Annotated in this window: 23 protein-coding genes and 1 riboswitch; of the genes, 14 read left to right on the forward strand and 9 right to left on the reverse strand. The window is 61.8% G+C overall.

The features are described from left to right. Positions 1 to 117: 117 nt before the first annotated feature. On the reverse strand, positions 118 to 795 hold the full coding sequence (locus ASE71_RS23615; RefSeq protein ID WP_034794344.1) for an alpha/beta hydrolase: 678 nt from the start codon (positions 793 to 795) through the stop codon (positions 118 to 120). 224 nt (positions 796 to 1,019) lie between these two features. On the opposite strand from ASE71_RS23615, the gene ASE71_RS23620 reads away from it, so the two are divergent. From ASE71_RS23620 to ASE71_RS23660, 9 genes are all read left to right on the forward strand, one after another. After that, positions 1,020 to 2,186, forward strand: a complete 1,167-nt coding sequence (locus tag ASE71_RS23620) for a cysteine desulfurase family protein (protein WP_060520764.1) — start codon at positions 1,020 to 1,022, stop codon at positions 2,184 to 2,186. A gap of 149 nt (positions 2,187 to 2,335) precedes the next feature. After that, the gene (gene sufB / locus ASE71_RS23625; protein ID WP_060520765.1) at positions 2,336 to 3,805 is read left to right on the forward strand and encodes a Fe-S cluster assembly protein SufB; all 1,470 of its coding nucleotides are present in this window, start codon (positions 2,336 to 2,338) and stop codon (positions 3,803 to 3,805) included. An 80-nt stretch (positions 3,806 to 3,885) separates the two neighbouring features. Next, positions 3,886 to 4,641: a Fe-S cluster assembly ATPase SufC gene (gene sufC, locus ASE71_RS23630; protein ID WP_034794631.1), complete on the forward strand. Its 756-nt coding sequence runs from the start codon at positions 3,886 to 3,888 to the stop codon at positions 4,639 to 4,641. Positions 4,642 to 4,663: 22 nt separating this feature from the next. Continuing rightward, positions 4,664 to 5,944: a Fe-S cluster assembly protein SufD gene (gene sufD / locus ASE71_RS23635; protein ID WP_034794325.1), complete on the forward strand. Its 1,281-nt coding sequence runs from the start codon at positions 4,664 to 4,666 to the stop codon at positions 5,942 to 5,944. A 129-nt stretch (positions 5,945 to 6,073) separates the two neighbouring features. Then, complete coding sequence (locus ASE71_RS23640; RefSeq protein ID WP_034794323.1) at positions 6,074 to 7,315, forward strand: cysteine desulfurase; 1,242 nt, start codon at positions 6,074 to 6,076, stop codon at positions 7,313 to 7,315. Between the two features lie 69 nt (positions 7,316 to 7,384). Further along, entirely contained in the window at positions 7,385 to 7,765 is a 381-nt protein-coding gene (locus tag ASE71_RS23645; protein WP_034794321.1) for an SUF system Fe-S cluster assembly protein, read from the forward strand. A 93-nt stretch (positions 7,766 to 7,858) separates the two neighbouring features. Then, positions 7,859 to 8,251, forward strand: coding sequence for a Fe-S cluster assembly scaffold SufA (sufA, locus tag ASE71_RS23650; protein ID WP_034794319.1), 393 nt, complete (start codon positions 7,859 to 7,861; stop codon positions 8,249 to 8,251). Positions 8,252 to 8,343: 92 nt separating this feature from the next. Next, positions 8,344 to 9,849 carry a sensor histidine kinase gene (locus ASE71_RS23655; protein WP_060520766.1) on the forward strand — a complete coding sequence of 502 codons (1,506 nt, stop codon included), beginning with the start codon at positions 8,344 to 8,346 and terminating at the stop codon, positions 9,847 to 9,849. 11 nt (positions 9,850 to 9,860) lie between these two features. Next, positions 9,861 to 10,289, forward strand: coding sequence for a response regulator (locus ASE71_RS23660; RefSeq protein WP_127889067.1), 429 nt, complete (start codon positions 9,861 to 9,863; stop codon positions 10,287 to 10,289). 142 nt (positions 10,290 to 10,431) lie between these two features. Here the strand turns inward: ASE71_RS23660 and gcvP are convergent, their stop codons facing one another. From gcvP to gcvT, 3 genes are read right to left on the reverse strand one after another with little or no spacing between them, the layout of a single operon-like run. Beyond that, the gene (gcvP, locus tag ASE71_RS23665; RefSeq protein ID WP_060520767.1) at positions 10,432 to 13,296 is read right to left on the reverse strand and encodes an aminomethyl-transferring glycine dehydrogenase; all 2,865 of its coding nucleotides are present in this window, start codon (positions 13,294 to 13,296) and stop codon (positions 10,432 to 10,434) included. Next, a complete protein-coding gene (gene gcvH / locus ASE71_RS23670) occupies positions 13,296 to 13,658 on the reverse strand; it encodes a glycine cleavage system protein GcvH (RefSeq protein WP_034794310.1) in 363 nt (120 codons plus the stop codon). Before gcvH ends, gcvP begins: the two co-directional genes overlap by 1 nt. A gap of 16 nt (positions 13,659 to 13,674) precedes the next feature. After that, complete coding sequence (gene gcvT / locus ASE71_RS23675; RefSeq protein WP_060520768.1) at positions 13,675 to 14,814, reverse strand: glycine cleavage system aminomethyltransferase GcvT; 1,140 nt, start codon at positions 14,812 to 14,814, stop codon at positions 13,675 to 13,677. A gap of 140 nt (positions 14,815 to 14,954) precedes the next feature. Further along, a riboswitch (glycine riboswitch) is annotated at positions 14,955 to 15,042 on the reverse strand. Positions 15,043 to 15,204: 162 nt separating this feature from the next. On the opposite strand from gcvT, the gene ASE71_RS23680 reads away from it, so the two are divergent. After that, positions 15,205 to 15,594: a hypothetical protein gene (locus tag ASE71_RS23680; protein WP_034794303.1), complete on the forward strand. Its 390-nt coding sequence runs from the start codon at positions 15,205 to 15,207 to the stop codon at positions 15,592 to 15,594. Positions 15,595 to 15,689: 95 nt separating this feature from the next. Next, positions 15,690 to 16,676, forward strand: coding sequence for a copper chaperone PCu(A)C (locus tag ASE71_RS23685; RefSeq protein WP_060520769.1), 987 nt, complete (start codon positions 15,690 to 15,692; stop codon positions 16,674 to 16,676). Positions 16,677 to 16,698: 22 nt separating this feature from the next. On the opposite strand, the gene ASE71_RS23690 is transcribed toward ASE71_RS23685, so the two are convergent. Beyond that, positions 16,699 to 17,055 carry a hypothetical protein gene (locus tag ASE71_RS23690; RefSeq protein ID WP_034794298.1) on the reverse strand — a complete coding sequence of 119 codons (357 nt, stop codon included), beginning with the start codon at positions 17,053 to 17,055 and terminating at the stop codon, positions 16,699 to 16,701. A 199-nt stretch (positions 17,056 to 17,254) separates the two neighbouring features. On the opposite strand from ASE71_RS23690, the gene ASE71_RS23695 reads away from it, so the two are divergent. Beyond that, entirely contained in the window at positions 17,255 to 17,683 is a 429-nt protein-coding gene (locus ASE71_RS23695) for a nuclear transport factor 2 family protein (RefSeq protein ID WP_060520770.1), read from the forward strand. Here the strand turns inward: ASE71_RS23695 and ASE71_RS23700 are convergent. Together ASE71_RS23700 and ASE71_RS23705 are read right to left on the reverse strand one after the other, a co-directional pair. Beyond that, positions 17,680 to 17,994 (reverse strand): chaperone modulator CbpM, encoded by a 315-nt coding sequence (locus tag ASE71_RS23700; protein ID WP_060520771.1) that lies wholly within the window; start codon positions 17,992 to 17,994, stop codon positions 17,680 to 17,682. The genes ASE71_RS23695 and ASE71_RS23700 overlap by 4 nt on opposite strands. Positions 17,995 to 17,997: 3 nt before the next feature. After that, entirely contained in the window at positions 17,998 to 18,912 is a 915-nt protein-coding gene (locus ASE71_RS23705; RefSeq protein WP_060520772.1) for a DnaJ C-terminal domain-containing protein, read from the reverse strand. A 227-nt stretch (positions 18,913 to 19,139) separates the two neighbouring features. Between ASE71_RS23705 and ASE71_RS23710 the strand changes: the two genes are divergently transcribed. Together ASE71_RS23710 and ASE71_RS37425 are read left to right on the forward strand one after the other, a co-directional pair. Continuing rightward, positions 19,140 to 19,382 (forward strand): hypothetical protein, encoded by a 243-nt coding sequence (locus tag ASE71_RS23710; RefSeq protein WP_060520773.1) that lies wholly within the window; start codon positions 19,140 to 19,142, stop codon positions 19,380 to 19,382. 193 nt (positions 19,383 to 19,575) lie between these two features. Beyond that, a complete protein-coding gene (locus ASE71_RS37425; RefSeq protein ID WP_255380881.1) occupies positions 19,576 to 19,701 on the forward strand; it encodes a hypothetical protein in 126 nt (41 codons plus the stop codon). A 90-nt stretch (positions 19,702 to 19,791) separates the two neighbouring features. On the opposite strand, the gene ASE71_RS23715 is transcribed toward ASE71_RS37425, so the two are convergent. Together ASE71_RS23715 and ASE71_RS35920 are read right to left on the reverse strand one after the other, a co-directional pair. Next, positions 19,792 to 21,465 (reverse strand): ABC transporter ATP-binding protein/permease, encoded by a 1,674-nt coding sequence (locus ASE71_RS23715; RefSeq protein WP_060520774.1) that lies wholly within the window; start codon positions 21,463 to 21,465, stop codon positions 19,792 to 19,794. A gap of 25 nt (positions 21,466 to 21,490) precedes the next feature. After that, the coding region (locus ASE71_RS35920) for a glucoamylase family protein (RefSeq protein WP_156411758.1) at positions 21,491 to 21,611 on the reverse strand (121 nt) is incomplete at its 5' end.

Here is a 21,611-nt window from a genome sequence, read left to right on the forward strand (position 1 = left end):
ATCCTATCGGGTGAGAGTTGTGCAGCCTTCGGGCGCACGACCATGGGGCGCATTTGTCCATAAGAAACGCCGCGCACCCGAAGGGGTACGCGGCGCTCCTGTACGTGGCCCGGGTTTTCAGCGAATACGCTTGGCGGCCGGCTCCGGCGTCAGTTCGCCGTTGAGGCGACGGTCGAGGTAGTCCTCGCATTCCGTCATCAGGCCTTCGACCTGGCCGTTGAAGAAGTGGTTGGCGCCGGGCACCGTCTTGTGGGTGATGAGAATGCCCTTCTGCGCCTTCAGCTTCTCGACGAGGCCGTTGACGTCCTTTTCCGGCGCGACCTTGTCGGAATCACCATTGATGATCAGGCCCGAGGACGGGCAGGGCGCCAGGAACGAGAAGTCGTAGATGTTCGGCTGTGGCGCGACGGCCATGAAGCCTTCGATTTCCGGGCGGCGCATCAGGAGCTGCATACCGATCCAGGCACCGAAGGAATAGCCGGCAACCCAGCAGCTCTTCGAATCCGGATGCAGGCTCTGCACCCAGTCGAGCGCGGATGCCGCATCCGAAAGCTCGCCGGCGCCGTGGTCGAATTCGCCCTGGCTGCGACCGATGCCGCGGAAGTTGAACCGGAGCGTGGTGAAGCCGCGCTTCTGGAACATATAGAAGAGCTGGTAGACGATCTGGTTGTTCATCGTGCCGCCGAACTGCGGGTGCGGGTGCAGGATGATGGCGATCGGCGCGCTCTTCTGCTTCGAAGGCTGATAACGGCCTTCGAGGCGGCCGGCGGGTCCGTTGAAGATGATTTCGGGCATTGGCTCTCCGGGAGTGTTCCTGGTTCGAATCTTGGGTTCAGATCGCGATGAGTCTTGACGAAAGCAGTCAGCTTTTCTAAAACCTAGTTTAGAACCGTTCAAAACTTCTGTGCGGGCATTCCGCCTTGTGCTTCGTCTCATAAGGCAAGCGGCGCGGAAAATTCAAGGAAAATGCATCGCCAGAGGTTGCGGGCCTGTGACCTGTTGATCTAGCGAAGGAAATCATGTCGAGTTCGCGCATCTATATGGACTGGAACGCCACGGCGCCGCTTCTGCCCGAAGCGCGCGAGGCTTGCCTGTCGGCGCTCGACCTCCTTGGCAACCCTTCTTCCGTTCACGGAGAGGGCCGCGCGTTGCGCACGTTGATCGAAAACGCCCGTCGCGACGTGGCAGCGCTCTGCGGCGCCAAGCCTGGCAGCGTCATCTTTACCAGCGGCGCCACGGAAGCGGCCAACCTGGTGCTTACGCCCGATTTCCGCATGGGCCGCACGCCGCTGAAGATCGGCCGGCTCTATGCCTCGGCGATCGAGCACCCGGCCGTGCGCGAAGGCGGACGCTTTCCGCGCGAAGCCCTCAGCGAAATCCCGGTGATTTCAGACGGCGTCGTCGATCTCCCGGTGCTGAGGGAGCTGTTATCCGCGCATGATCGCCAGCTCGGCTTGCCGATGGTTGCCGTCATGCTGGTCAACAACGAGACGGGCATCATCCAGCCGATCGCCGCGATCGCCGAGATCGTTCGCGCCCATGGCGGCATTCTCGTCGTCGACGCGGTGCAGGCCGCCGGCCGCGTGCCGCTTTCGATTGAAGACCTCGCCGCCGATTTCCTGATCGTCTCCTCGCACAAGATCGGCGGCCCGAAGGGCGCCGGCGCGCTGGTGGCGCGCGGCGAGGTTATGATGCCCGCACCGCTGATCCGCGGCGGCGGACAGGAAAAGGGGCACCGTTCCGGGACTGAAAATCCGGTGGCGATTGCCGGCTTTGCAGCGGCCGCCCGGAAGGTCGGCGAAGATGTCGGCCAACGAATGGGCGTGGTCAGCGCGTTGCGCGACATGCTCGAAGGCGAGATGCTGGCCGCGGCAACCGACGTGGTTATTCACGGCCGCGACGTTTCGCGCGTTGGCAACACGATCTTCTTCACGCTTCCTGGCCTCAAGGCCGAGACCGGGCAGATTGCCTTCGATCTCGAAGGTGTGGCGTTGTCGGCGGGTTCCGCCTGCTCCTCGGGCAAGGTCGGGCAGAGCCACGTGCTGACGGCGATGGGTTACGATCCGCGCCAGGGCGCACTTCGAATCTCGATCGGCGAGGGCACGACACAGGCTGATATCGACCGTTGCGCCGCGGTCTTTGCAAAGGTAGCAGCAAGAAGACGAGCGCCCGGGCAAGCAGCCTGAGCGGAACGACCGGACGAAATTGCGGAAAAGCAATTTTCCGCTTGGCAAACAGGGTGAAAAGCGCCTTTTAGCCATTACATAAGCGGTGTGCCAAGCGCATCGTGTTGACAAGCTGCCGGACCTTGGATCCGGCAAGATTGGAGAACGACATGCCTGCCGTGCAGGAGACCATTGATCAGGTCCGTCAGATCGACGTTGACCAGTACAAATACGGTTTTGAGACGACCATCGAAGTCGAGAAGGCCCCGAAGGGTCTCTCGGAAGACATCATTCGCTTCATCTCCGAGAAGAAGAACGAGCCGGAATGGATGCTGGAATGGCGTCTTGAGGCCTATCGCCGCTGGCTGACGCTCGATGAGCCCACCTGGGCTCGTGTCAGCTATCCCAAGATCGACTTCAACGACATCTACTACTACGCGGCGCCGAAGGGCATCACGGGTCCGACGTCGCTTGAAGAGGTCGACCCCGAGATCCTCAAGGTCTACGAAAAGCTCGGCATTCCGCTGAAGGAACAGGAAATCCTGGCCGGCGTGCAGAAGTCGAAGATCGCCGTCGACGCCGTCTTCGACAGCGTCTCGGTCGTTACCACCTTCAAGGAAGAGCTGAAGAAGGCCGGCGTGATCTTCATGTCGATCTCCGAGGCGATCCGCGAGCACCCAGATCTCGTCAAGAAGTATCTCGGTTCCGTCGTTCCGACGACCGACAACTACTATGCGACGCTGAACTCCGCAGTCTTCACCGACGGCTCCTTCGTCTACGTGCCGAAGGGCGTTCGTTGCCCGATGGAACTGTCCACCTACTTCCGTATCAACGAGAAGAACACCGGCCAGTTCGAGCGCACGCTGATCATCTGCGAAGAGGGCGCCTACGTGTCCTATCTCGAAGGCTGCACCGCACCGCAGCGCGACGAGAACCAGCTTCATGCCGCCGTCGTCGAACTCGTTGCGCTCGATGACGCAGAGATCAAGTACTCGACGGTCCAGAACTGGTATCCGGGCGACAAGGAAGGCAAGGGCGGCATCTACAACTTCGTCACCAAGCGTGGCGATTGCCGTGGCAAGAACTCCAAGATCTCCTGGACGCAGGTCGAAACCGGTTCGGCGATCACCTGGAAGTATCCGTCCTGCATCCTGCGCGGCGACGGTTCGCGCGGCGAGTTCTACTCGATCGCGGTGTCCAACGGTCACCAGCAGATCGACAGTGGCACCAAGATGATCCACCTCGGCAAGAACACGTCGAGCCGCATCGTCTCCAAGGGTATTGCTGCCGGCGTCTCGGAAAACACCTATCGCGGCCAGGTTTCGGCCCACCGCAAGGCCGAGAATGCCCGCAACTTCACCCAGTGCGATTCGCTGCTGATCGGCGACAAGTGCGGCGCGCATACCGTTCCTTACATCGAGGCGAAGAACTCGACGGCACAGTTCGAGCACGAAGCCACGACGTCGAAGATTTCCGAGGACCAGCTGTTCTACTGCCTGCAGCGCGGCATCCCGACCGAAGCGGCGATCGCGCTGATCGTCAACGGCTTCGTCAAGGAAGTCATCCAGGAACTGCCGATGGAATTCGCCGTCGAAGCGCAGAAGCTGATCGGCATCTCGCTTGAAGGCTCGGTGGGCTAAGGCCCTGGACTGAAAATTGAATGGCGCGCACCGAGAGTTTGCGCGCGAACGAACGTTCGTTTCCCAAGAGGACGATAGAAATGCTTGAAATCAAGAACCTGCACGCCCGCATCGCCGAAGACGGCACCGAGATCATCCGTGGCCTGAACCTGACCGTGAAGGCCGGCGAAGTTGCCGCCATCATGGGCCCGAACGGCTCCGGCAAGTCGACGCTCTCCTACATCCTGTCGGGCCGCGAAGATTACGAAGTCACCGAAGGCGACATCCTCTACAACGGCGAAAGCATCCTGGAACTCGACGCGTCCGAGCGTGCGGCCAAGGGCATCTTCCTTGCCTTCCAGTACCCGGTCGAAATCCCGGGCGTTGCCACCATGCAGTTCCTGAAGGTGGCGATGAACGAACAGCGCAAGTATCGCGGTGAAGACGAGCTGACGACGCCGGAATTCATGCGCCGCGTCAAGGAAGCCGCTGCCGAGCTGAAGATCGCACCGGAAATGCTGCGTCGCCCGCTCAACGTCGGCTTCTCCGGCGGTGAGAAGAAGCGCGCCGAAATCCTGCAGATGTCGCTGCTCCAGCCGAAGCTTTGCGTGCTCGACGAAACCGACTCCGGCCTCGACATCGATGCGCTGAAGATCGTCGCCGACGGCGTCAACGCCCTGCGTTCGCCGGATCGCGCCGTCGTCGTCATCACCCACTACCAGCGCCTGCTCGACTACATCGTGCCCGACACGGTGCACGTCCTCTACAAGGGCCAGGTGATCAAGTCGGGCGACAAGACGCTGGCGCACGAACTCGAAGCCAACGGCTACGCGGATATCATCGAGGCCGCAGCTTAGAGCCTGTTGAAGGAGTGTTCGAATGAATATGCAACAGGCAATCAAGATGACGGCGGCCGAGACGGCGCTCGTCGACGCCTATACCGCGCAGATCGGCGATCTGCCGGGTGACGGTTCGGTGCTTTCGGTTCGCGACACGCTGGTGCACGAACTGAGGACTGCGGGTCTGCCGACCCGCCGTGTCGAATCCTGGCACTACACCGACCTGCGCACGCTGCTGCGCGCGGTGCCGGCTACCGATCCGACGGCTTTTGCCGATCGCGTCGACGCGCTGGTTCCGGGCTCGACGGTGTTTTCGGTCCGAAACGGCCAGGCCGAGGTCAAGGGCAACCTTCCCGAGGGCGTGACGGTCCGTTCCTATGTCGACAGCCTGCTCGACGGTTCGGCCACGGCTGGCCTCGCTGTGCTCGGCTTTGACGACGCGATCGGCCGCATCAACGGCGGTCTCGTGCGCGGCGGTCTCGAAATCGCCGTCGGCGATGATGCAACGGTCGAAAATCCGCTGGAAATTCAGCTGGTACAGAGTGTCGGCCAGGCGCATACGCGCTTCCCGGTGACGTTCGGCGCCAACGCCAAGGCAACCGTGATCGAGCGGCATCTGTCGACCAAAGACGGCGAGAGCTTCGTCTCCTCCGTTAGCGACATTACGCTTGCCGACGGTGCTGATGTCATCTGGATCATCCTGCAGCAGCAGGGCGCTGCCGATACCCATCTCGGCCAGATCCGCTTCGATCTCGGCAAAAACGCCAAGCTGCATCTCTTCGTGATCAACGCCGGCGGCAAGCTGGTGCGCCAGGAGATCCATGGCAAGACGAGCGGCGAGGGTGCGGATTTCAAACTGCGCGGCATCAACCTGCTCGGCGGCGAGAGCCACACGGACGTGACCTTCACGCTCGGCCACAACGTACCGCACACCACGTCGACGGAGATCATCCGCAACGTCGTGTTCGATCGTGCCAAGGGCGTGTTCCAGGGCAAGATCCTGGTTGCCAAGGACGCGCAGAAGACCGACGCGAAGATGGCATGCAACACGCTGCTTCTGTCCGACGACGCCGATCTCTCGGCGAAGCCTGAGCTGGAGATCTTCGCCGACGACGTGCAGTGCGGCCACGGTGCGACGGTTGCCGATATCGACCACACGCAGCTCTTCTACCTGATGGCGCGCGGTGTTCCGGAAAACAAGGCTCGGGCCATGCTCGTCAATGCCTTTGTTGCCGAGATCGTCGAAGAGCTGGAAGATGACGAGGCGCTGGTCGAGGCGCTGGAAGAGGTCATCTCGACCTGGCTCGACAAGCACGCCTGACGGGCTGTCTGCGTAATTCCTTAAATCGGCGTCGATTTGGGGTAAAATTGCGCAGGACTTCAACATGTTGCAGTGCGCTTAGCGCGTCCTCAGGGACGCGCGGCGACGTGGCGAAATTGGATTGAAGACATGGAACACTCTGTACCGGTGCCCGCCTACGACGTCGAAACGATCCGCAAGGATTTTCCGATCCTGTCGAAAACCGTCTACGGCAAGCCGCTCGTCTATCTCGACAACGGCGCATCGGCACAGAAGCCACAGGTCGTGATCGATGCGATCTCCCATGCCTATTCCAACGAATACGCCAACGTCCATCGCGGCCTGCATTTCCTGTCGAATGCCGCGACGGAAGCCTATGAGGCGGCACGCGAAAAGGTGCGCCGCTTCCTCAATGCCCCGTCGGTCGACAACGTCATCTTCACCAAGTCCTCGACCGAGGCGATCAACACGGTCGCCTATGGCTACGGCATGCCGAAGCTCGGCGAGGGCGACGAGATCGTGCTGTCGATCATGGAGCACCACTCCAACATCGTTCCCTGGCATTTCATCCGCGAACGCCAGGGCGCCAAGCTCGTCTGGATCCCGGTCGATGACGACGGCGCGTTGCACGTCGAAGATTTCGTCAAGTGCCTGACGGACAAGACCAAGCTCATCGCCATCACCCATATGTCGAATGCGCTCGGAACCGTCGTTCCGGTCAAGGAAATCTGCCGCATCGCCCGCGAGCGCGGCATCCCTGTACTCGTCGACGGCAGCCAGGGCGCCGTGCACATGCCAGTCGACGTCCAGGACATCGATTGCGACTGGTACGTGATGACCGGCCACAAGCTCTACGGCCCCTCCGGTGTCGGTGTGCTCTACGGCAAGACGGACCGGCTGAAGGAGATGCGACCGTTCCTCGGCGGCGGTGAGATGATCGAGGTGGTGACCGAGGATTATGTTACCTACAACGATCCGCCGCACCGCTTCGAGGCCGGCACGCCCCCGATCGTGCAGGCAATCGGCCTTGGCTATGCGCTCGATTACATGGACAAGCTTGGTCGTGCAGCGATCCAGGCGCATGAAGCCGATCTGACGGCCTATGCGCGCGAGCGCCTCTCGTCGGTCAATTCGCTGCGGGTCTTCGGCAACACGCCCGACAAGGGTAGCATTTTCGCCTTCGAGCTTGCCGGCATTCATTCGCACGATGTGTCGATGGTAATCGACCGTGCCGGTGTCGCTGTTCGCGCCGGTACCCATTGCGCCCAGCCGCTCTTGAAACGTTTCGGCGTGACCTCCACATGCCGTGCATCCTTCGGGCTCTACAACACACGGGCCGAGGTCGATGCGCTGGTCGACGCGCTGGAGCATGCACGAAAGTTCTTCGCCTAAGAAATTTGTAAAAAGTTCAGGGATTTATCCCAATCTGCTGAACCACTAGAGAAAGTCCAGGAGGCCGACATGAGCCTTGATGCAACGGAAGAAAAGGTCGACGTCCGCGAGGGCATCGTGCATTCGGCGATCCCAACCGAAGAGATTGCGCGCCTCAGCGACGACATCATCGCGGCGCTGAAGACCGTCTACGACCCGGAAATCCCGGCCGACATCTTCGAACTCGGTCTCATCTACAAGATCGACATCGAAGACGACCGCATGGTCAAGATCGACATGACGCTGACAGCACCCGGCTGCCCGGTGGCGGGCGAGATGCCGGGCTGGGTCGAGAACGCCGTCGGCGCCGTCGAGGGCGTCTCGGGTGTGGAGGTCAAAATGACCTTCGATCCGCCGTGGACGCCGGACCGGATGTCCGAGGAAGCACAGGTCGCCGTCGGGTGGTACTGAGCCTCGCGTATTGATCCATTAAGGCACGGATACTACATTTGATTCTGTAAGGCGCCGGGCCTTTACCCCGGTGACGACAAGGAGAATGAGCCCATGGGCTTTGCCGTGATGAGCCTGACCGATGCTGCTGCCGGCCGCGTGCGCGCGATCGTCGAGAATTCCGGCGCCGATGCCAAGGGCATTCGCGTCGGCATCAAGAAGGGTGGCTGCGCCGGCATGGAATATGCCGTCGATCTCGTGACCGAGCCGAACCCCAAGGACGACCTGATCGAGCATCAGGGCGCCAAGGTCTGGATTGCGCCGGAAGCCGTGCTCTATCTGCTCGGCACGCAGATGGATTTCGAAGTGACGACGCTGCGCTCCGGATTCACCTTCCACAATCCCAACCAGACATCCGCCTGCGGATGTGGCGAATCGGTCGAGCTGAAGCCGGCCGATCTGGCCGCACTTGCGGCACAGGGTGACGCCGTAGTGCGCGCCAACTGAGTTTTACCATTCCTTCAATTGAATAGGTCGGCCCGGTTTTCGCCGGGCCTTTTTTCTGCTGAGATACACATCTATGGAATAGGGAGAGGGACATGGCGGCGTTGAACGAAGATCTCGTCTTCAAGGCGCTCTACGAAACGTTTCCCGATCCCGTGATCATCATCGACGCCGAGCGTATCATCCGTTCCGCGAACAATGCAGCACTTCGCCAGTTCGGTTATCCGTCCGCGGAGTTCATCGACAGATCCGTGCGCCTGATCTACGCGACCGATGCGGAATATGCCAAGCGCCTGCAGAACCGGGCGGCGCGCGTGGACGAAACCGCCCCCCGGACTTCGAACTATCTTTATATCAGGCGTGACGGATCGACATTTTCCGGGCATCTGCGCACCACGCCCCTGATCAACGACCAAGGCGAGGAACTGGCGCTTATCGGTATCATCAGAGACGTTTCGGACCTGACCGAAGCGGTGAGCGAACGGCAGAAGGCTTCCGAGATGCTGAATGCAGCCCTCGAAGCAATGCCTGAAGGCTTTGCCATCTTCGACAGGGAGGAACGGCTGGTCGTCTATAACAGGGCCTATCAGGCGATCTGCGGGCCTGCCGGTCCGGCACTCAAGCCCGGCATCACCGCCGAGGAAATCCTGCTCTTGGCGCGCCAGGGCGGTCACTACCCGGACGCCTTGCCGGGCACGCGCGAAGGCAACGAATGGATCGCCTCGCGTCTGCGCGATTTCCGCTATCCGGACGGAAAGCCGAAGATCCACCGCTATGCCGACGACCGCTGGCTGAGGGTGGAGAACATCAAGGCCAAGGATGGCAACACGGTCGTCGCGCGTGTCGATGTCACGGATCTGAAGCGCGCCGAGCTCGCGCTCGAGCGGCAACGGCAGGAACTGGAACACAAGAACGAGGCGCTCGATCAGTTCACCGCCACCGTCTCCCACGATCTCAAGGCGCCGCTTCGGCACATCTCGATGTTCTCCGAGATGATCGAAGACGACCTCAAGGCAGGCAATCAGACCGAACTTGCGGAAAATGCCCGGCACCTGCGCGACAGCGTCCGGCGCATGAACCGCGTGGTCGACAGCCTGCTCGACTATGCGCAGATCGCGCATCGCATCACCGACTGGACCCAGGTGCGGCTGAGCGACGTCGTCTCGGAGACGCTGACGATTCTCGCCGGTGACGCAAACGACGCAAACGCAACCTTCCAGGTAGGCCCACTGCCGGAACTGGAAGGGGATCCCGAGCTGCTGCGCCGCCTGGTCCAGAACCTCGTCGGCAATGCAATCAAGTACCGGCACGCCGACCGCCCCCCGGTCATCCGCATCCACGGCAGCGTTTTGCACCAAACGGTGGAACTGGTCGTCGAGGACAACGGCATCGGCATCGATCCGCGGTTTGCGACGCGCATCTTCGAAGTGTTCCAGCGGCTGCACAAGGATGAGACGGTCTATGGCGGCACGGGAATCGGCTTGTCGCTCGCCAAACGCATCGCCGAAAGCCATGGCGGTTCGATCTGCCTTGACACGAGCTTCCGAGAAGGCGCACGTTTCATCGTGTTGCTTCCGAGGTGGCTGAGGAAGGCGAAGTAGGGCGGAACAAGGTGACCTCGACGCCAAAGCGATTGCTCTTGGTGGAAGACGACGCGCACGATGCGCGTTTCGTGATGCGCGCCTTTGCCCAGATCGACAAATCGATCGAACTCGTCCTGGTGACCGACGCGGACGAGGCCGTGGAACAGCTCTCCAGCGGGCACTTCGACTACATGCTGATGGATATCAAGCTGCCCGGCAGCGATGGGATCGAGCTCCTAAGGCGCGTGCGCAAGAGCCGTGCCACTGCGCTCATCCCGATCATCGTGCTGACGTCCTCGATCAATCCGGCCGACGTGCTTCACTGCTACGGTGCCGGCGCCAATGCTTATGCGGCAAAGCCGTCTTCGGTCATCGAATATCGTCGCTTCGCCGAAGCGTTCATTCGCTTCTGGGTCGAAAGCACAATCCTGCCACCGGGCATGAGCGCGCGCCGATAGGCCAGCTGTCTTCACGCGATCGATAGTACACGCCACGTTTTTTTGGGGAATGGGGTCGAGCGCACAGGCGCGCATCCGTCCGGGCGCAGCCGCGCCGGAGAAAACAACCGGCGGAGCATTGCTGCTCCGCCGGTCGATGTCGTTACTCTGCGGCTTCCGCGTAGCTTTCGAGCGGCGGGCAGGTGCAGACGAGGTTGCGGTCACCGAAGACGTTGTCGACACGATTGACCGGCGACCAGTACTTGTCGACCCGGAAGGCGCCCGGCGGGTAGCAGGCCTGCTCGCGCGAATAGGGGCGATCCCATTCGCCGACCAGGTCTTCGACCGTGTGCGGAGCGTTCTTCAGCGGGTTATTGGTCTTGTCCATGCGACCTTCCTCGATCGCACGGGCTTCCTCGCGGATGGCAAGCATTGCCTCGCAGAATCGGTCGATCTCGGCCTTGGTTTCCGATTCGGTCGGCTCGATCATCAGAGTTCCGGCAACCGGCCAGCTCATGGTCGGGGCGTGAAAACCGCAGTCGATCAGGCGCTTGGCGACGTCGTCAACGGTCACGCCGGCGCTTTCGACCAGCGGACGGGTGTCGATGATGCATTCATGCGCGACACGCCCCTTCGACGACTTGTAGAGCACCTCGTAGGCGCCCTTCAGCCGCGCGGCGATGTAGTTGGCGTTGAGGATCGCCACCTTCGTCGCCTGGGTCAGGCCTTCGCCGCCCATCATCAGGCAGTAGCTCCAGGAGATCGGCAGGATCGAGGCCGAGCCGAAGGGAGCAGCCGAAACCGCGCCGTCCTGGCCGTCCGTTTCCGGGTGGCCGGGCAGGTATGGCGCCAAATGCGCCTTGACGCCGATCGGGCCCATGCCGGGACCGCCGCCGCCGTGCGGAATGCAGAAGGTCTTGTGCAGGTTGAGATGGCTGACGTCGGAACCGATGTCGCCGGGGCGGGCAAGGCCGACCATGGCGTTCATGTTGGCGCCGTCCATGTAGACCTGGCCACCGTGCTTGTGCACGATCTCGCAGACCTCACGCACGTTCTCCTCGAACACGCCGTGCGTCGAGGGGTAAGTGATCATGCAGCACGAGAGATTTTCGGCATACTGCTCGGCTTTCGCACGGAAATCATCCATGTCGATGTCGCCGTTTTCGCTGACCTTGATGACGACCACCTTCATGCCGGCCATCTGGGCCGACGCGGGGTTGGTGCCGTGCGCCGAGGTCGGGATCAGGCAGACGTCGCGATGGGCGTTGCCCTGCGCAAGGTGGTATGCACGGATCGTCAGGAGACCGGCATATTCGCCCTGTGCACCGGAGTTCGGCTGCATGGAGATCGCGTCATAGCCGGTGACGGCGCAGAGCTTCTCCGACAGGTCCTCGATCATGTGCTGGTAGCCAGCCGCCTGATCCTTCGGCACGAAGGGATGGATCTCCGAGAATTCCGGCCAGGTGATCGGCAGCATCTCGGCGGTCGCGTTCAGCTTCATCGTGCACGAGCCGAGCGGGATCATCGCCCGATCGAGCGCCAGGTCGCGGTCCGACAGACGGCGGATGTAGCGCGTCATCTCGCTCTCGGCGCGGTTCATGTGGAAGATCGGGTGCATCAGGTATTCGCTGGTGCGCAGCAGCGGCTGCGGCAGGCGGTAACCCGGCTCGAACTCTTCCACCTTGAAGTCGCCACCGAAGGCGCGCCAGACGGCTTCGAGCGTGACGGGGCGCGAGCGCTCGTCGAGGCTGATGCCGATCTTGGTCTCGCCGATCTTGCGCAGGTTCACTTCCTCGGCGACTGCGGTCTTGAGGATGATGCCCTGCAGCTTGCCGACTTCGACGGTGATCGTGTCGAAAAACACATCGGGCTCGACCGTGTAGCCGAGCTTTTCGAGGCCCATGGCGAGACGAACGGTCTTCTGGTGAACGCTCTGGGCGATCGCCTTGATGCCCTTCGGTCCATGGAAGACGGCGTACATCGAGGCCATGACGGCGAGCAAAACCTGCGCGGTGCAGATGTTCGACGTCGCCTTTTCGCGGCGGATGTGCTGTTCGCGGGTCTGCAGCGACAGGCGATAGGCGCGGTTGCCGCGCGCATCGACCGAGACGCCGACGAGACGGCCGGGCATCGAGCGCTTGTGTGCATCCTTGACGGCCATATAGGCCGCATGCGGACCCCCATAGCCGACCGGAACGCCGAAGCGCTGAGTGCAGCCGATGGCGATATCGGCGCCCATTTCGCCAGGCGACTTCAGAAGCGCCAGCGCCAGCGGATCGGCGGCAACGGTCGCGATAGCGCCAGTCTGGTGCAGGCGGGCAATCAGGCCGGTGAAGTCGTTCACATGGCCGTAGGTGCCCGGATACTGGAAGATCGCGCCGAAGACGTCGACCGGATCGAGATCGGCGAAGGGATTGCCGATGACAATCTGCCAGCCGAGCGGCTCGGCGCGGGTCTTCAGAAGCGCGATCGTCTGCGGATGGCAGTTTTCGTCGACGAAGAAGGTCTTGGCCTTCGACTTCGAAACGCGCTCGGCCATCGCCATCGCTTCAGCGGCTGCGGTCGCTTCATCGAGAAGCGACGCGTTGGCAACGTCGAGGCCAGTCAGGTCGCAGACCATGGTCTGGTAGTTGAGCAGCGCTTCGAGGCGGCCCTGGCTGATTTCCGGCTGGTAGGGCGTATAGGCCGTGTACCAGGCCGGGTTTTCCAGGATGTTGCGCTGGATGACTGGCGGCGTGATCGTGCCGTAGTAGCCCTGGCCGATCAGCGACACGAGCTTCTGGTTGCGGTTGGCCGTTTCGCGCATCTTGTCGAGCGCCTCGCGCTCGGTCATCGGCGCGCCCCAGGCAAGCGGCGTTTTCTGGCGGATCGACGGCGGCACGGTGTCGTCGATCAGCGCATCGAGCGTCGGGTAACCGACGACCTTCAGCATCTCGTCCATTTCGGCCGGCGACGGACCGATATGACGCCGATTGGCGAAGTCATACGGCTTGTAGTCCGTAAACGTGAAATCCTTGGGCATGCTCATCAGGCGACGAGCTCCTTGTAGGCCGCTTCCTCAAGGAGGGCATCGGCATCGCTGGGGTTGGCAAGCTTCAGCTTGAAGAACCAGGCAGCACCCTGCGGGTCGCTGTTGACGAGCGACGGGTCGTCGACGATCGCCTGGTTCACTTCGACGATTTCGCCGTCAAGCGGACAATAGACGTCGGAAGCTGCCTTGACGGATTCGACGGTGGCGGCGCTATCGCCCTTGGCAAAGTTCGAGCCGGTTTCCGGCAGTTCAACGAAGACGAGATCGCCGAGCTGGCCGGCGGCATGCTCCGTGATGCCGACGGTTGCGACACCAGCTTCGATCTTCAGCCACTCGTGTTCCTCAGTGAACTTCAACATGTGCGCTCTCTCCTGATCAGCGTTTGTAGGTTTGTTTGACGAAGGGAAGGGCGGCGACCGCCACCGGCAGGTACTTGCCGCGCACTTCCGCAAAAAGGGTGGTGCCGTTCTCGATATGGCCGGCATCGACATAGCCCATGGCGACCGGGCCATCGACCGAGGGGCCGAAGCCACCCGAGGTCACCTGGCCGACCGGGGTCTTGCCCTCGGCATCGGCAAAGAGGTTAGCGCCGCCGCGAACCGGCGCGCGTCCCTCGGGCTTCAGGCCGACGCGACGGCGCGAGGCGCCAGCGGCGAACTGGCCGAGGATACGATCGGCACCGGGGAAACCACCTTCGCGGGCGCCACCGGCGCGGCGCGCCTTCTGCAGTGCCCATTCGAGCGCCCCTTCGACCGGGGTCGTGGTGGTGTCGATGTCGTTGCCATAGAGACAAAGACCGGCTTCAAGGCGCAGCGAATCGCGGGCGCCAAGGCCGATCGGCTTCACATCGGGATGTTCGAGCAGGCGCTGGGTAACATCGACGGCGGAGGCAACGGGAATGGAGATCTCGAAACCGTCTTCGCCGGTATAGCCCGAGCGGGAAATGATGCAGGTGACGTCATGCAGGTCGGCTTCGGCGACGTCCATGAAGCGCATGGCGGAGACATCAGCCCAGAGTTCTCCGAGCACGGCTTCGGCGTGCGGGCCCTGAAGCGCGATCAGCGCGCGATCGTCGAGCATCGTCACGTCGCAGGTATCGGAGAGACCGGCCTTCAGGAGCTCGAAGTCGGCGTCCTTGCAGGCGGCGTTGACGACGAGGAAGAGATGGTCGCCGCGGTTGGTGATCATCAGGTCGTCGAGGATGCCGCCTTCGGCATTGGTGAAGAGGCCATAACGCTGGCGGCCCTCGGCAAGGCCGAGCACATCGACCGGCACCAGCTTTTCGAGCGCCAGGGCCGCGTCCTCGATCTTGCCGGACTTCGGCCGAACGATGACCTGGCCCATATGCGATACATCGAAGAGACCGGCAGCAACACGGGTGTGCTGGTGTTCCTTCATCACGCCATCGGGGTACTGCACCGGCATGTCGTAACCGGCAAAGGGTACCATGCGCGCGCCCAGCGAAAGGTGCAGCGCATGCAGCGGCGTCTGTTTCAAATGAGGATTGTTTTCCAAATCCGGCCTCCAGGTCTGGCGCTCCCGCGCCGGCTCACACTTCCGGCGTCAATCGCCGTCGATTCGAGCCCCCTCTGTCCCTTTGCCTGAGATTGTTATCCCTTCGGCGAGCGTAAAACGCTTCTCTCCAGAGTCCTACCGGCACCTTGCTGGTCCTTTGGCCTGAGAGTTTCCGGGGCGGTTGCTCCTTCGGCACCGGAGTGAACCGGCTTCTCCCAACAAGATCGTCTCCAGATAACGGCGAAGGCCAGAGCTTGGCAAGGGGGCGGTGTCGCGCCGAAACACATTTTTGTCGCATGACCAAAAGACGCAGCCGGGCAGGGTGCGGCAATTCTGCCTTTGCATTCTTCTCCGGTTGAGGATAACCCAAGACAGATACCGGGGATAACCATGACAGGGCGCGACGGAAAATTCGGGATAGCAGTGCGGCTGATCGCCGTCTTTGCGCTCGTTTTCCTGACCTTTGCCCACAAGCCGCTCAGCGCCAAGAGCCTCAGCCCGGCCGAAATTTCCGCCTACCAGCTGCCTGACGGAACGATCGCCGAAATCTGCTTCGGCATGGATGGCGTCGACCACGAAAGCGGCAAGGGCCAGGCGATGGCCCCGGTCTGCGAGGCCTGCCGTCTTTCGGGCTCTATCCTGCTGCCGGCTCCGCCAACCGAGAGCGTTCGCGCCGAAACGGGCGCGTGGCAGGTTTCGACAGCTGTCGCTGAATACGCGACGCCCCATCAGCATTTGCGGTTGCTGCCGCCTTCGCGCGGGCCTCCCGCGCGTTCGTAATTCTCCTCTCGCATCCCAATACAATTTGCCGCGTTCAAGCGGCTTGGACCACCGGACATCGGGCAAAGCCCGGCGCGTGGTCAGGAGATTACGACATGACAAAGACCAGGATCGTTTCGCTTTCGCTCGGCCTTACCCTTGCCGCAAGCGGCATCGCCCACGCCCATGCCACCTTCGAGAAAGACACGGCGCCGGTGGAGACCACCTTCAAGGCGGTGCTGCAGGTTCCGCATGGCTGCGACGGCAAGCCGACGACGGAAGTACAGATCAAGCTGCCGGAAGGCTTCGTCTTCGCCCAACCGCAGCCGAAGCCCGGCTGGGAAATCGAGATCATCAAGGGCGATTACCAGAAGACCTATGACAATCACGGCAAGAAGGTCTCGTCCGGCCCACTGGAGATCCGGTGGAAGGGCGGCAATCTTCCCAACGAATACTACGACACCTTTGTCGTGCGCGGCAAAGTCTCGGGCTTCGACAAGGAGACAGTGCTGGCCTTCCCGACCACACAGCTTTGCGGCACCGAAGGCAAGGTCGTCTGGGACCAGGTGGCTGCCGAGGGCCAGAACGCACATGACCTGAAAAGCCCGGCACCGACCGTAACGGTAACGATGGCCGATGCCGCTGATCCGCACGCCAGCCATGGCGGACATATGGCTGCGGTCGGCGGCTCGGCGAAGGTCGGCGATCTCGATATCTCCGGTGGCTCGGTGAAGGCCATGCTGCCGGGCGCCAAGGTCGGCGGCGGCTTCCTGACGATCAAGAACGGTGGGGCAGGTGAAGACCGGCTCGTTGCTGTCGAGAGCCCTGCGGCCGCGCGTGTCGAGATCCACGAGATGAAGATGGAAAACGACGTGATGCGGATGCGCAAGCTCGACGACGGCGTGGCATTGCCGGCCGGCGAAACGGTGGAGCTCAAGGCCGGCGGCCTGCATCTGATGTTCATGGACGTGAAGACGCCCTTCAAGGAAGGCGATACGGTTCCCGTCACGCTCGTCTTCGAAAAGGCCGGCAAGGTCGATGCGACGTTCCCGGTCGGCTCGGCCAAGGGCGGTGAGGCAGCCGGCGGCCAAAAGCATCATTGACCCGAGAAATCGCGATACCGCCTCAGGCGGCGTCGCTTTCATCCTCCTGGCCGGCGGGTTCATCCTGCCGGCCTTCGTTTTCCTGTTTCTCGGAACCGCCGTCGTCATCGCGCATGAATTCGAGATAGCGGCGCAGGGCTTCGGCTTCCGAGCGCTCCGGCAGACGGCCGTCGGCCGTGGCCAGCATGAAGGAGAGGGGCAGGGCGCCTTTGGTCTTCGGGATCGAGACCGGCGTCAACTTGGGCTCTTCGGTGCGCCGCGCCGAGAGCAACGTGATCGCTTCATCGGTCGGACCGTCGCCACGCACACGTGCAGACGGCTTCAGCGCTTCTGCCGCATAAGCCGCCGTCGTTGCGGATACTGTGACGACCTGTGTCACGTTTTCTCTGCCTTCCCGTTAGCAATCCATTCTTGTCGCTCAGTTTCACCTGAAGGCGGGTAAAAACTGGTGGTTGCATTTTAGGAAAACTCTAACGATGGTCACTGCGACCGGTGCGAAGCGGGCCGGAACACCACTAATACTTGCGCGATCACTAAAGTTAAAACACACTCGTTCTAATAGAAACGGGGAGGCTGTCATGACTGAGCGAAGCATGCTGGAATTCAGGGTGCGGGCCCTTTATCTCGCCCGCGATGTCAACGACCTCGACACCATGATGGCGCAACTTGATCCGGACTTCAGCTTCCGCATCGTGGGAAGCGGCAGGCTCGGCACGTTGGCACTGGCCGTCAACACGCCGGAAACAGTGCGCGACAGTTTCTCGACGCTCGTCAAGAACTGGGACCTGAGCGAGATGGAGATGGTCGGCTGCTATGCCGATGGCGATACCGTCATCGTCCACCGCGCCGGCTTTGTTCGCTTCATCCCGTCACAGACCCGCGAGCGAACCGAAATCATCGACAAGTTCACGTTCCGGGACGATCGGATCGTCGACCTTACGGAGTTCGTCGATACCCTGTTTGTCGCCGAAACGATCGGGCTGCTGAACGAGCCGGCCGTTGCCTAATCCTCCTCGGCGCTCGACAATATGAGCTTTTGAACCGCCGGCTCCTGGGAGCGAATGGCGTTCATCAACACCGCTAGGCGACCCCGTAGGCTGTGGACCTGGTCGAGCAGTTGCATGGCCACGTCGACGCCGTTGTCATTGACCCCCATGGGGCCCGTCAGATCCTGGATCAGACGCGCGCGCGCAAGGTCGGCATCCTCGAACAGCCAGCCGGCGTCAGCCTCCTGGGGCATCAGCCAGCGCTGCTCGACCCAGATGCGCAGAACCTTGACCTCGATATCGAGATGTTCGCAAAATTCACGGTCGTTCATAGGTCATCCTCCCATGCCCTTGCGCGGATCTTCCGTCTTGCCGGCGGCCCAGCCTTCGACGAAGGCGGAAAGCGCCGGGTCGGGGGCCTGCGGCAGCACGATCTTCAGGCTGACATAGGCATCGCCATGGCCACCGCCCGGCTTGTGCAGTCCCTTGCCCTTCAGCCGCAGCGTCTTGCCCGTGTTGGTGTGCGGAGCGATCGAAACGTTCACGGCACCATCGATCGTCGGAACGCGGATCTTGCCGCCGAGCACGGCCTCGCTCAGCGATATCGGCACCTCGTAGCGCACGTCGTCACCATCCGTGGCAAAGAGCGGATGCGGGCGGACGCGAATGTCGATCAGCGCGTCGCCAGCCGGTGCGCCGTCGCGACCCGGTTCTCCCTTGCCGCGCAGCCTCAGCGTCTGGCCATCGCGCGTGCCGGGCGGAATGGTCAGGTCGAGCGCCGGTCCGCCGCCGGGCAGGGTGATCTGGGTCTTGGTGCCATTGGCCGCGTCGAGAAATGCGATCTCCATCGAGAAATGGGTATCGCGACCGCGCTGGCGCTGCTGCTGCCCGCCCGCGCGCCGTGAAAAGAAGCTCGAAAAGATATCGTCCGCTTCGGCGAAATCAGAAAAGCCATGCGCGCTTTCGTAACGTGCCCCCGCATCGCCTGATTGGGCATAGTCGCGGTAGTAGTGCCGGGGCGGCGTTTCCGCTCCGGTCTCGTCGATCTCTCCGCGATCGTATTTTCCGCGTTTGTCTTCGTCTCCAAGCAAGGAATAGGCCGCTGAAACCGCCATGAAGCGGTCCTCCGCGCCCTTGTCTCCCGGATTGAGATCCGGGTGCAGCTTCTTGGCAAGCTTGCGATAGGCGCTCTGGATGTCCTTTTGCGTCGCGTCGCGGCTGACACCGAGCGTTTCGTATGGGCTCGTCATGCGATCTCCTTTGGGCGAGCGCGGATCGACCACGTTCCCCGAGCCTTGCCGGGCCGGCGCGTGCGTCTTCAATCGCTCGCCTAAAAGCATAGAGCAGATTTGCGCCCGCGACAGGGGCGAGACGCCGCGCGAACTCCACCATTTCGCGAATGAGAGCGGTCTGCTACAATCCGCCGCGCAAATGCACGCTTAAGGGGCGTAGCGCCCCGAAGCTTCGGGAGGTCGAAATGTCCGTCCGCCTGCAACTCGCGATCATGGTCGGCCTGATGATCAACGCCATTCTGTTCGCCATCGGGATCCTGATCGTTCTGTCGGTACCGGCCCTCACGGCCAACGCCAAATATGCGATCCCGATCGTGGTCGTCAGCTGTTTCCTCGTCACGCCGTTCATCGCCTGGATCATGGCGCCGCGACTTCGGCTGCAGTACTGGAGAGAGCGCGAACAGACCAACCGGCAGCGCCCGATCTAGGCGACCTATTCATCCATTGTTGACCGTGTCCGGATTGCCGCCCCATAGCGGGCGGCAATCGTTGAAGATTGCATCTTCAACGATCATAGATTTTGTTATACCACCATTTTAGTACTTGTTTTCTAACCGGCTCCGCCTCAGATTCTCCCAAGTCTCAAGGACATAGCCGGCATGCGGGCCAGAAGGGGACTTCATGAGAACGATCGTATTGTTGCTTGCGCTCACCACGCTGGCCGCCTGTTCACAAACCTACAATGGTCCGCCGCGGGTCGTCGGCGGTGATGGCGACTACTACCAGGGCATCGTCGCGCCGCGGTAAGTGCCGGCGTCAGAATCGGTCATCGGGCGATCGCTCGGCGGGGCATGCCGGTCAGGTCTCGGCCTTGAGTGCGTGCCGGGATGGGGCTGATCAAGTCCGATCGTCTTTCCACGTCCAGCTGCCATCCTCCCGGCAATCCAGGAAGGCGCCGTAAAGGTCGCGTGTATCGCCTTCCTCGCCGTTGTTGATGCAGGTGATCGAACTCTGGCGGAGAAGGCTCAGGGTGTTGCGCAAGGCCTCACGACCAAGCGTTGCCTCGATCCGGTCGAGAAACACATACCGTGGCCTGGCGAGAAGCACCTTGGCGAGGGCCAGGAGCTGCTGGTCGCCCAAGGACATATCCCGATCCTGTTCCTTCTCCAGCCCCTCGGCGCCATCGGCGAGCCCATCGAGACCGAGGCTGCGCAAGACATTGAGCACCTGGCTATCGGAGATGCCTTCGGAACTTCCAGGCGGCAGAAGATATTGCCGAAGAGGACCCGGCGGCAGATAGGGTCGTTGCGGCAGAAACATCAGACTTTCCGGGCGCTCGATCCGCCCGGTGCCGGGGGTCGGAATTCCCGCGGTGGCCCGGAAGAGCGCAGCCCCCGCGGCCGCATGCGGCCCTGAGATCAGCACAGGCGTTCCCATTGGGATCGACAGCGACAGATCGCGAAGCAATGGGTGGGTGACTGCCGATCCCAGCGTTACCTGGTCAAAGGCCAGATCGCCGTCTTGCTTCACCAGTTCGATGCTCGAGACGCTGCTTTTTCGGCTTTCCTCGATCGCCTCCAGCAAGGCGCTCAGTCGAGAAACGACGACGGCGAAATTCGAGATCGAGTTGAACTGCCTGACGATCAGCGAGAATGCGCCGACAAGCATGGCGAAGGCTGCACCTGATTGGGTAATCACCCCAAACTCGATTTCGCCGCGCATGAAAGCCGGAGCGATGATCAAATCCGGGATGATCTGGATCATCCAGTTGTAGCCGCTGGTAAAAAAGGCCAGGTTGCGATTGACGGCGGTAATCGTCAGGATGTTGACGACCAAGGCATCGAGGCGATCTAGCAATCGCGTCTTCTGCTGCCCCTCGACGCTGGTCACCATCACCGCTTCTGCGTTTTCGCGCAGGTGCATGAGGCTCGACCTCAAGTTCGCCTCCCTGTCGAGCCGCTCATAGTTCAGGCCGATCAGCGGCCGACCGAGCACGATCGTCATATACGAGCCGCAGGCGGCATAGAAAACAGCGACGACAAACAGCAGCGGGCTGATCGACCAGAGCACGCCTGAGAACGTCACCACCGTCAGCGTGCTGCTGAACAGCATGATGATGTAGGAAAGCGTGGTGACGGTGAACGCCTGGATGTCCTCCGATATCCGCTGGTCCGGATTGCTTAGCGTCCCCGAGACTTCCACGCGATAATAGGTCTCCTCCTCCAAATAGAGATCGACGGCGCGTCTCGTCATGAATTCACGCCACAGCAGCGCCAGCCGTTCTTCGACAAAACGTGCGATAACACCGGTGACGGTGAGAACGGCAAAGACGCAGACGTAGAAAACCGCTTGCCGAATGAACTCGTTCATCTGGCGCTCGGCGATCGCCGTCATAAAGTTTCGGCCGACGTAGTTGTTGACGACGTTGAGGCCGTTCAGACCGAAAAGCAGCGCAATAAGCCCGGCAAACATCAACTTGGCACGGCCTCCGACCTCGGAGGTCAGCAGCATCCGGACAGCCCGTGCGAAGCGAAGTGCGGTTGTTCTGATCGGCACTGGCTGGCTGTCCATCAGAGTACCTTTGTTGCTTTGGCCGTCAGAGCCAGCCGCCGGAGAAGCCTGCCCGTCGCAATCCCACCACCATCGGCTCGCAGCGGCGCATGATGTTCCACAGCAGGCCGGTCCTGTAGTTCTCGATCATCAGCACCACGGGGCCT

The organism is Ensifer sp. Root954, from assembly GCF_001429005.1.
Classification (GTDB): domain Bacteria; phylum Pseudomonadota; class Alphaproteobacteria; order Rhizobiales; family Rhizobiaceae; genus Ensifer; species Ensifer adhaerens.

What these genes read in the sequence shown, in the direction of transcription:
- ASE71_RS23680 (WP_034794303.1), top strand. Translation starts at nt 15,205, where the DNA reads ATGACAGGGCGCGACGGAAAATTCGGGATAGCAGTGCGGCTGATCGCC.
- ASE71_RS23645 (WP_034794321.1), top strand. Translation starts at nt 7,385, where the DNA reads ATGAGCCTTGATGCAACGGAAGAAAAGGTCGACGTCCGCGAGGGCATC.
- sufD (WP_034794325.1), top strand. Translation starts at nt 4,664, where the DNA reads ATGAATATGCAACAGGCAATCAAGATGACGGCGGCCGAGACGGCGCTC.
- sufC (WP_034794631.1), top strand. Translation starts at nt 3,886, where the DNA reads ATGCTTGAAATCAAGAACCTGCACGCCCGCATCGCCGAAGACGGCACC.
- sufA (WP_034794319.1), top strand. Translation starts at nt 7,859, where the DNA reads ATGGGCTTTGCCGTGATGAGCCTGACCGATGCTGCTGCCGGCCGCGTG.
- gcvP (WP_060520767.1), bottom strand. Translation starts at nt 13,296, where the DNA reads ATGAGCATGCCCAAGGATTTCACGTTTACGGACTACAAGCCGTATGAC.
- ASE71_RS37425 (WP_255380881.1), top strand. Translation starts at nt 19,576, where the DNA reads ATGAGAACGATCGTATTGTTGCTTGCGCTCACCACGCTGGCCGCCTGT.
- ASE71_RS23685 (WP_060520769.1), top strand. Translation starts at nt 15,690, where the DNA reads ATGACAAAGACCAGGATCGTTTCGCTTTCGCTCGGCCTTACCCTTGCC.
- ASE71_RS23700 (WP_060520771.1), bottom strand. Translation starts at nt 17,994, where the DNA reads ATGAACGACCGTGAATTTTGCGAACATCTCGATATCGAGGTCAAGGTT.
- ASE71_RS23705 (WP_060520772.1), bottom strand. Translation starts at nt 18,912, where the DNA reads ATGACGAGCCCATACGAAACGCTCGGTGTCAGCCGCGACGCGACGCAA.
- ASE71_RS23615 (WP_034794344.1), bottom strand. Translation starts at nt 795, where the DNA reads ATGCCCGAAATCATCTTCAACGGACCCGCCGGCCGCCTCGAAGGCCGT.
- ASE71_RS23715 (WP_060520774.1), bottom strand. Translation starts at nt 21,465, where the DNA reads ATGGACAGCCAGCCAGTGCCGATCAGAACAACCGCACTTCGCTTCGCA.
- sufB (WP_060520765.1), top strand. Translation starts at nt 2,336, where the DNA reads ATGCCTGCCGTGCAGGAGACCATTGATCAGGTCCGTCAGATCGACGTT.
- ASE71_RS23655 (WP_060520766.1), top strand. Translation starts at nt 8,344, where the DNA reads ATGGCGGCGTTGAACGAAGATCTCGTCTTCAAGGCGCTCTACGAAACG.
- gcvH (WP_034794310.1), bottom strand. Translation starts at nt 13,658, where the DNA reads ATGTTGAAGTTCACTGAGGAACACGAGTGGCTGAAGATCGAAGCTGGT.
- ASE71_RS23710 (WP_060520773.1), top strand. Translation starts at nt 19,140, where the DNA reads ATGTCCGTCCGCCTGCAACTCGCGATCATGGTCGGCCTGATGATCAAC.
- ASE71_RS23640 (WP_034794323.1), top strand. Translation starts at nt 6,074, where the DNA reads ATGGAACACTCTGTACCGGTGCCCGCCTACGACGTCGAAACGATCCGC.
- ASE71_RS23695 (WP_060520770.1), top strand. Translation starts at nt 17,255, where the DNA reads ATGACTGAGCGAAGCATGCTGGAATTCAGGGTGCGGGCCCTTTATCTC.
- ASE71_RS23620 (WP_060520764.1), top strand. Translation starts at nt 1,020, where the DNA reads ATGTCGAGTTCGCGCATCTATATGGACTGGAACGCCACGGCGCCGCTT.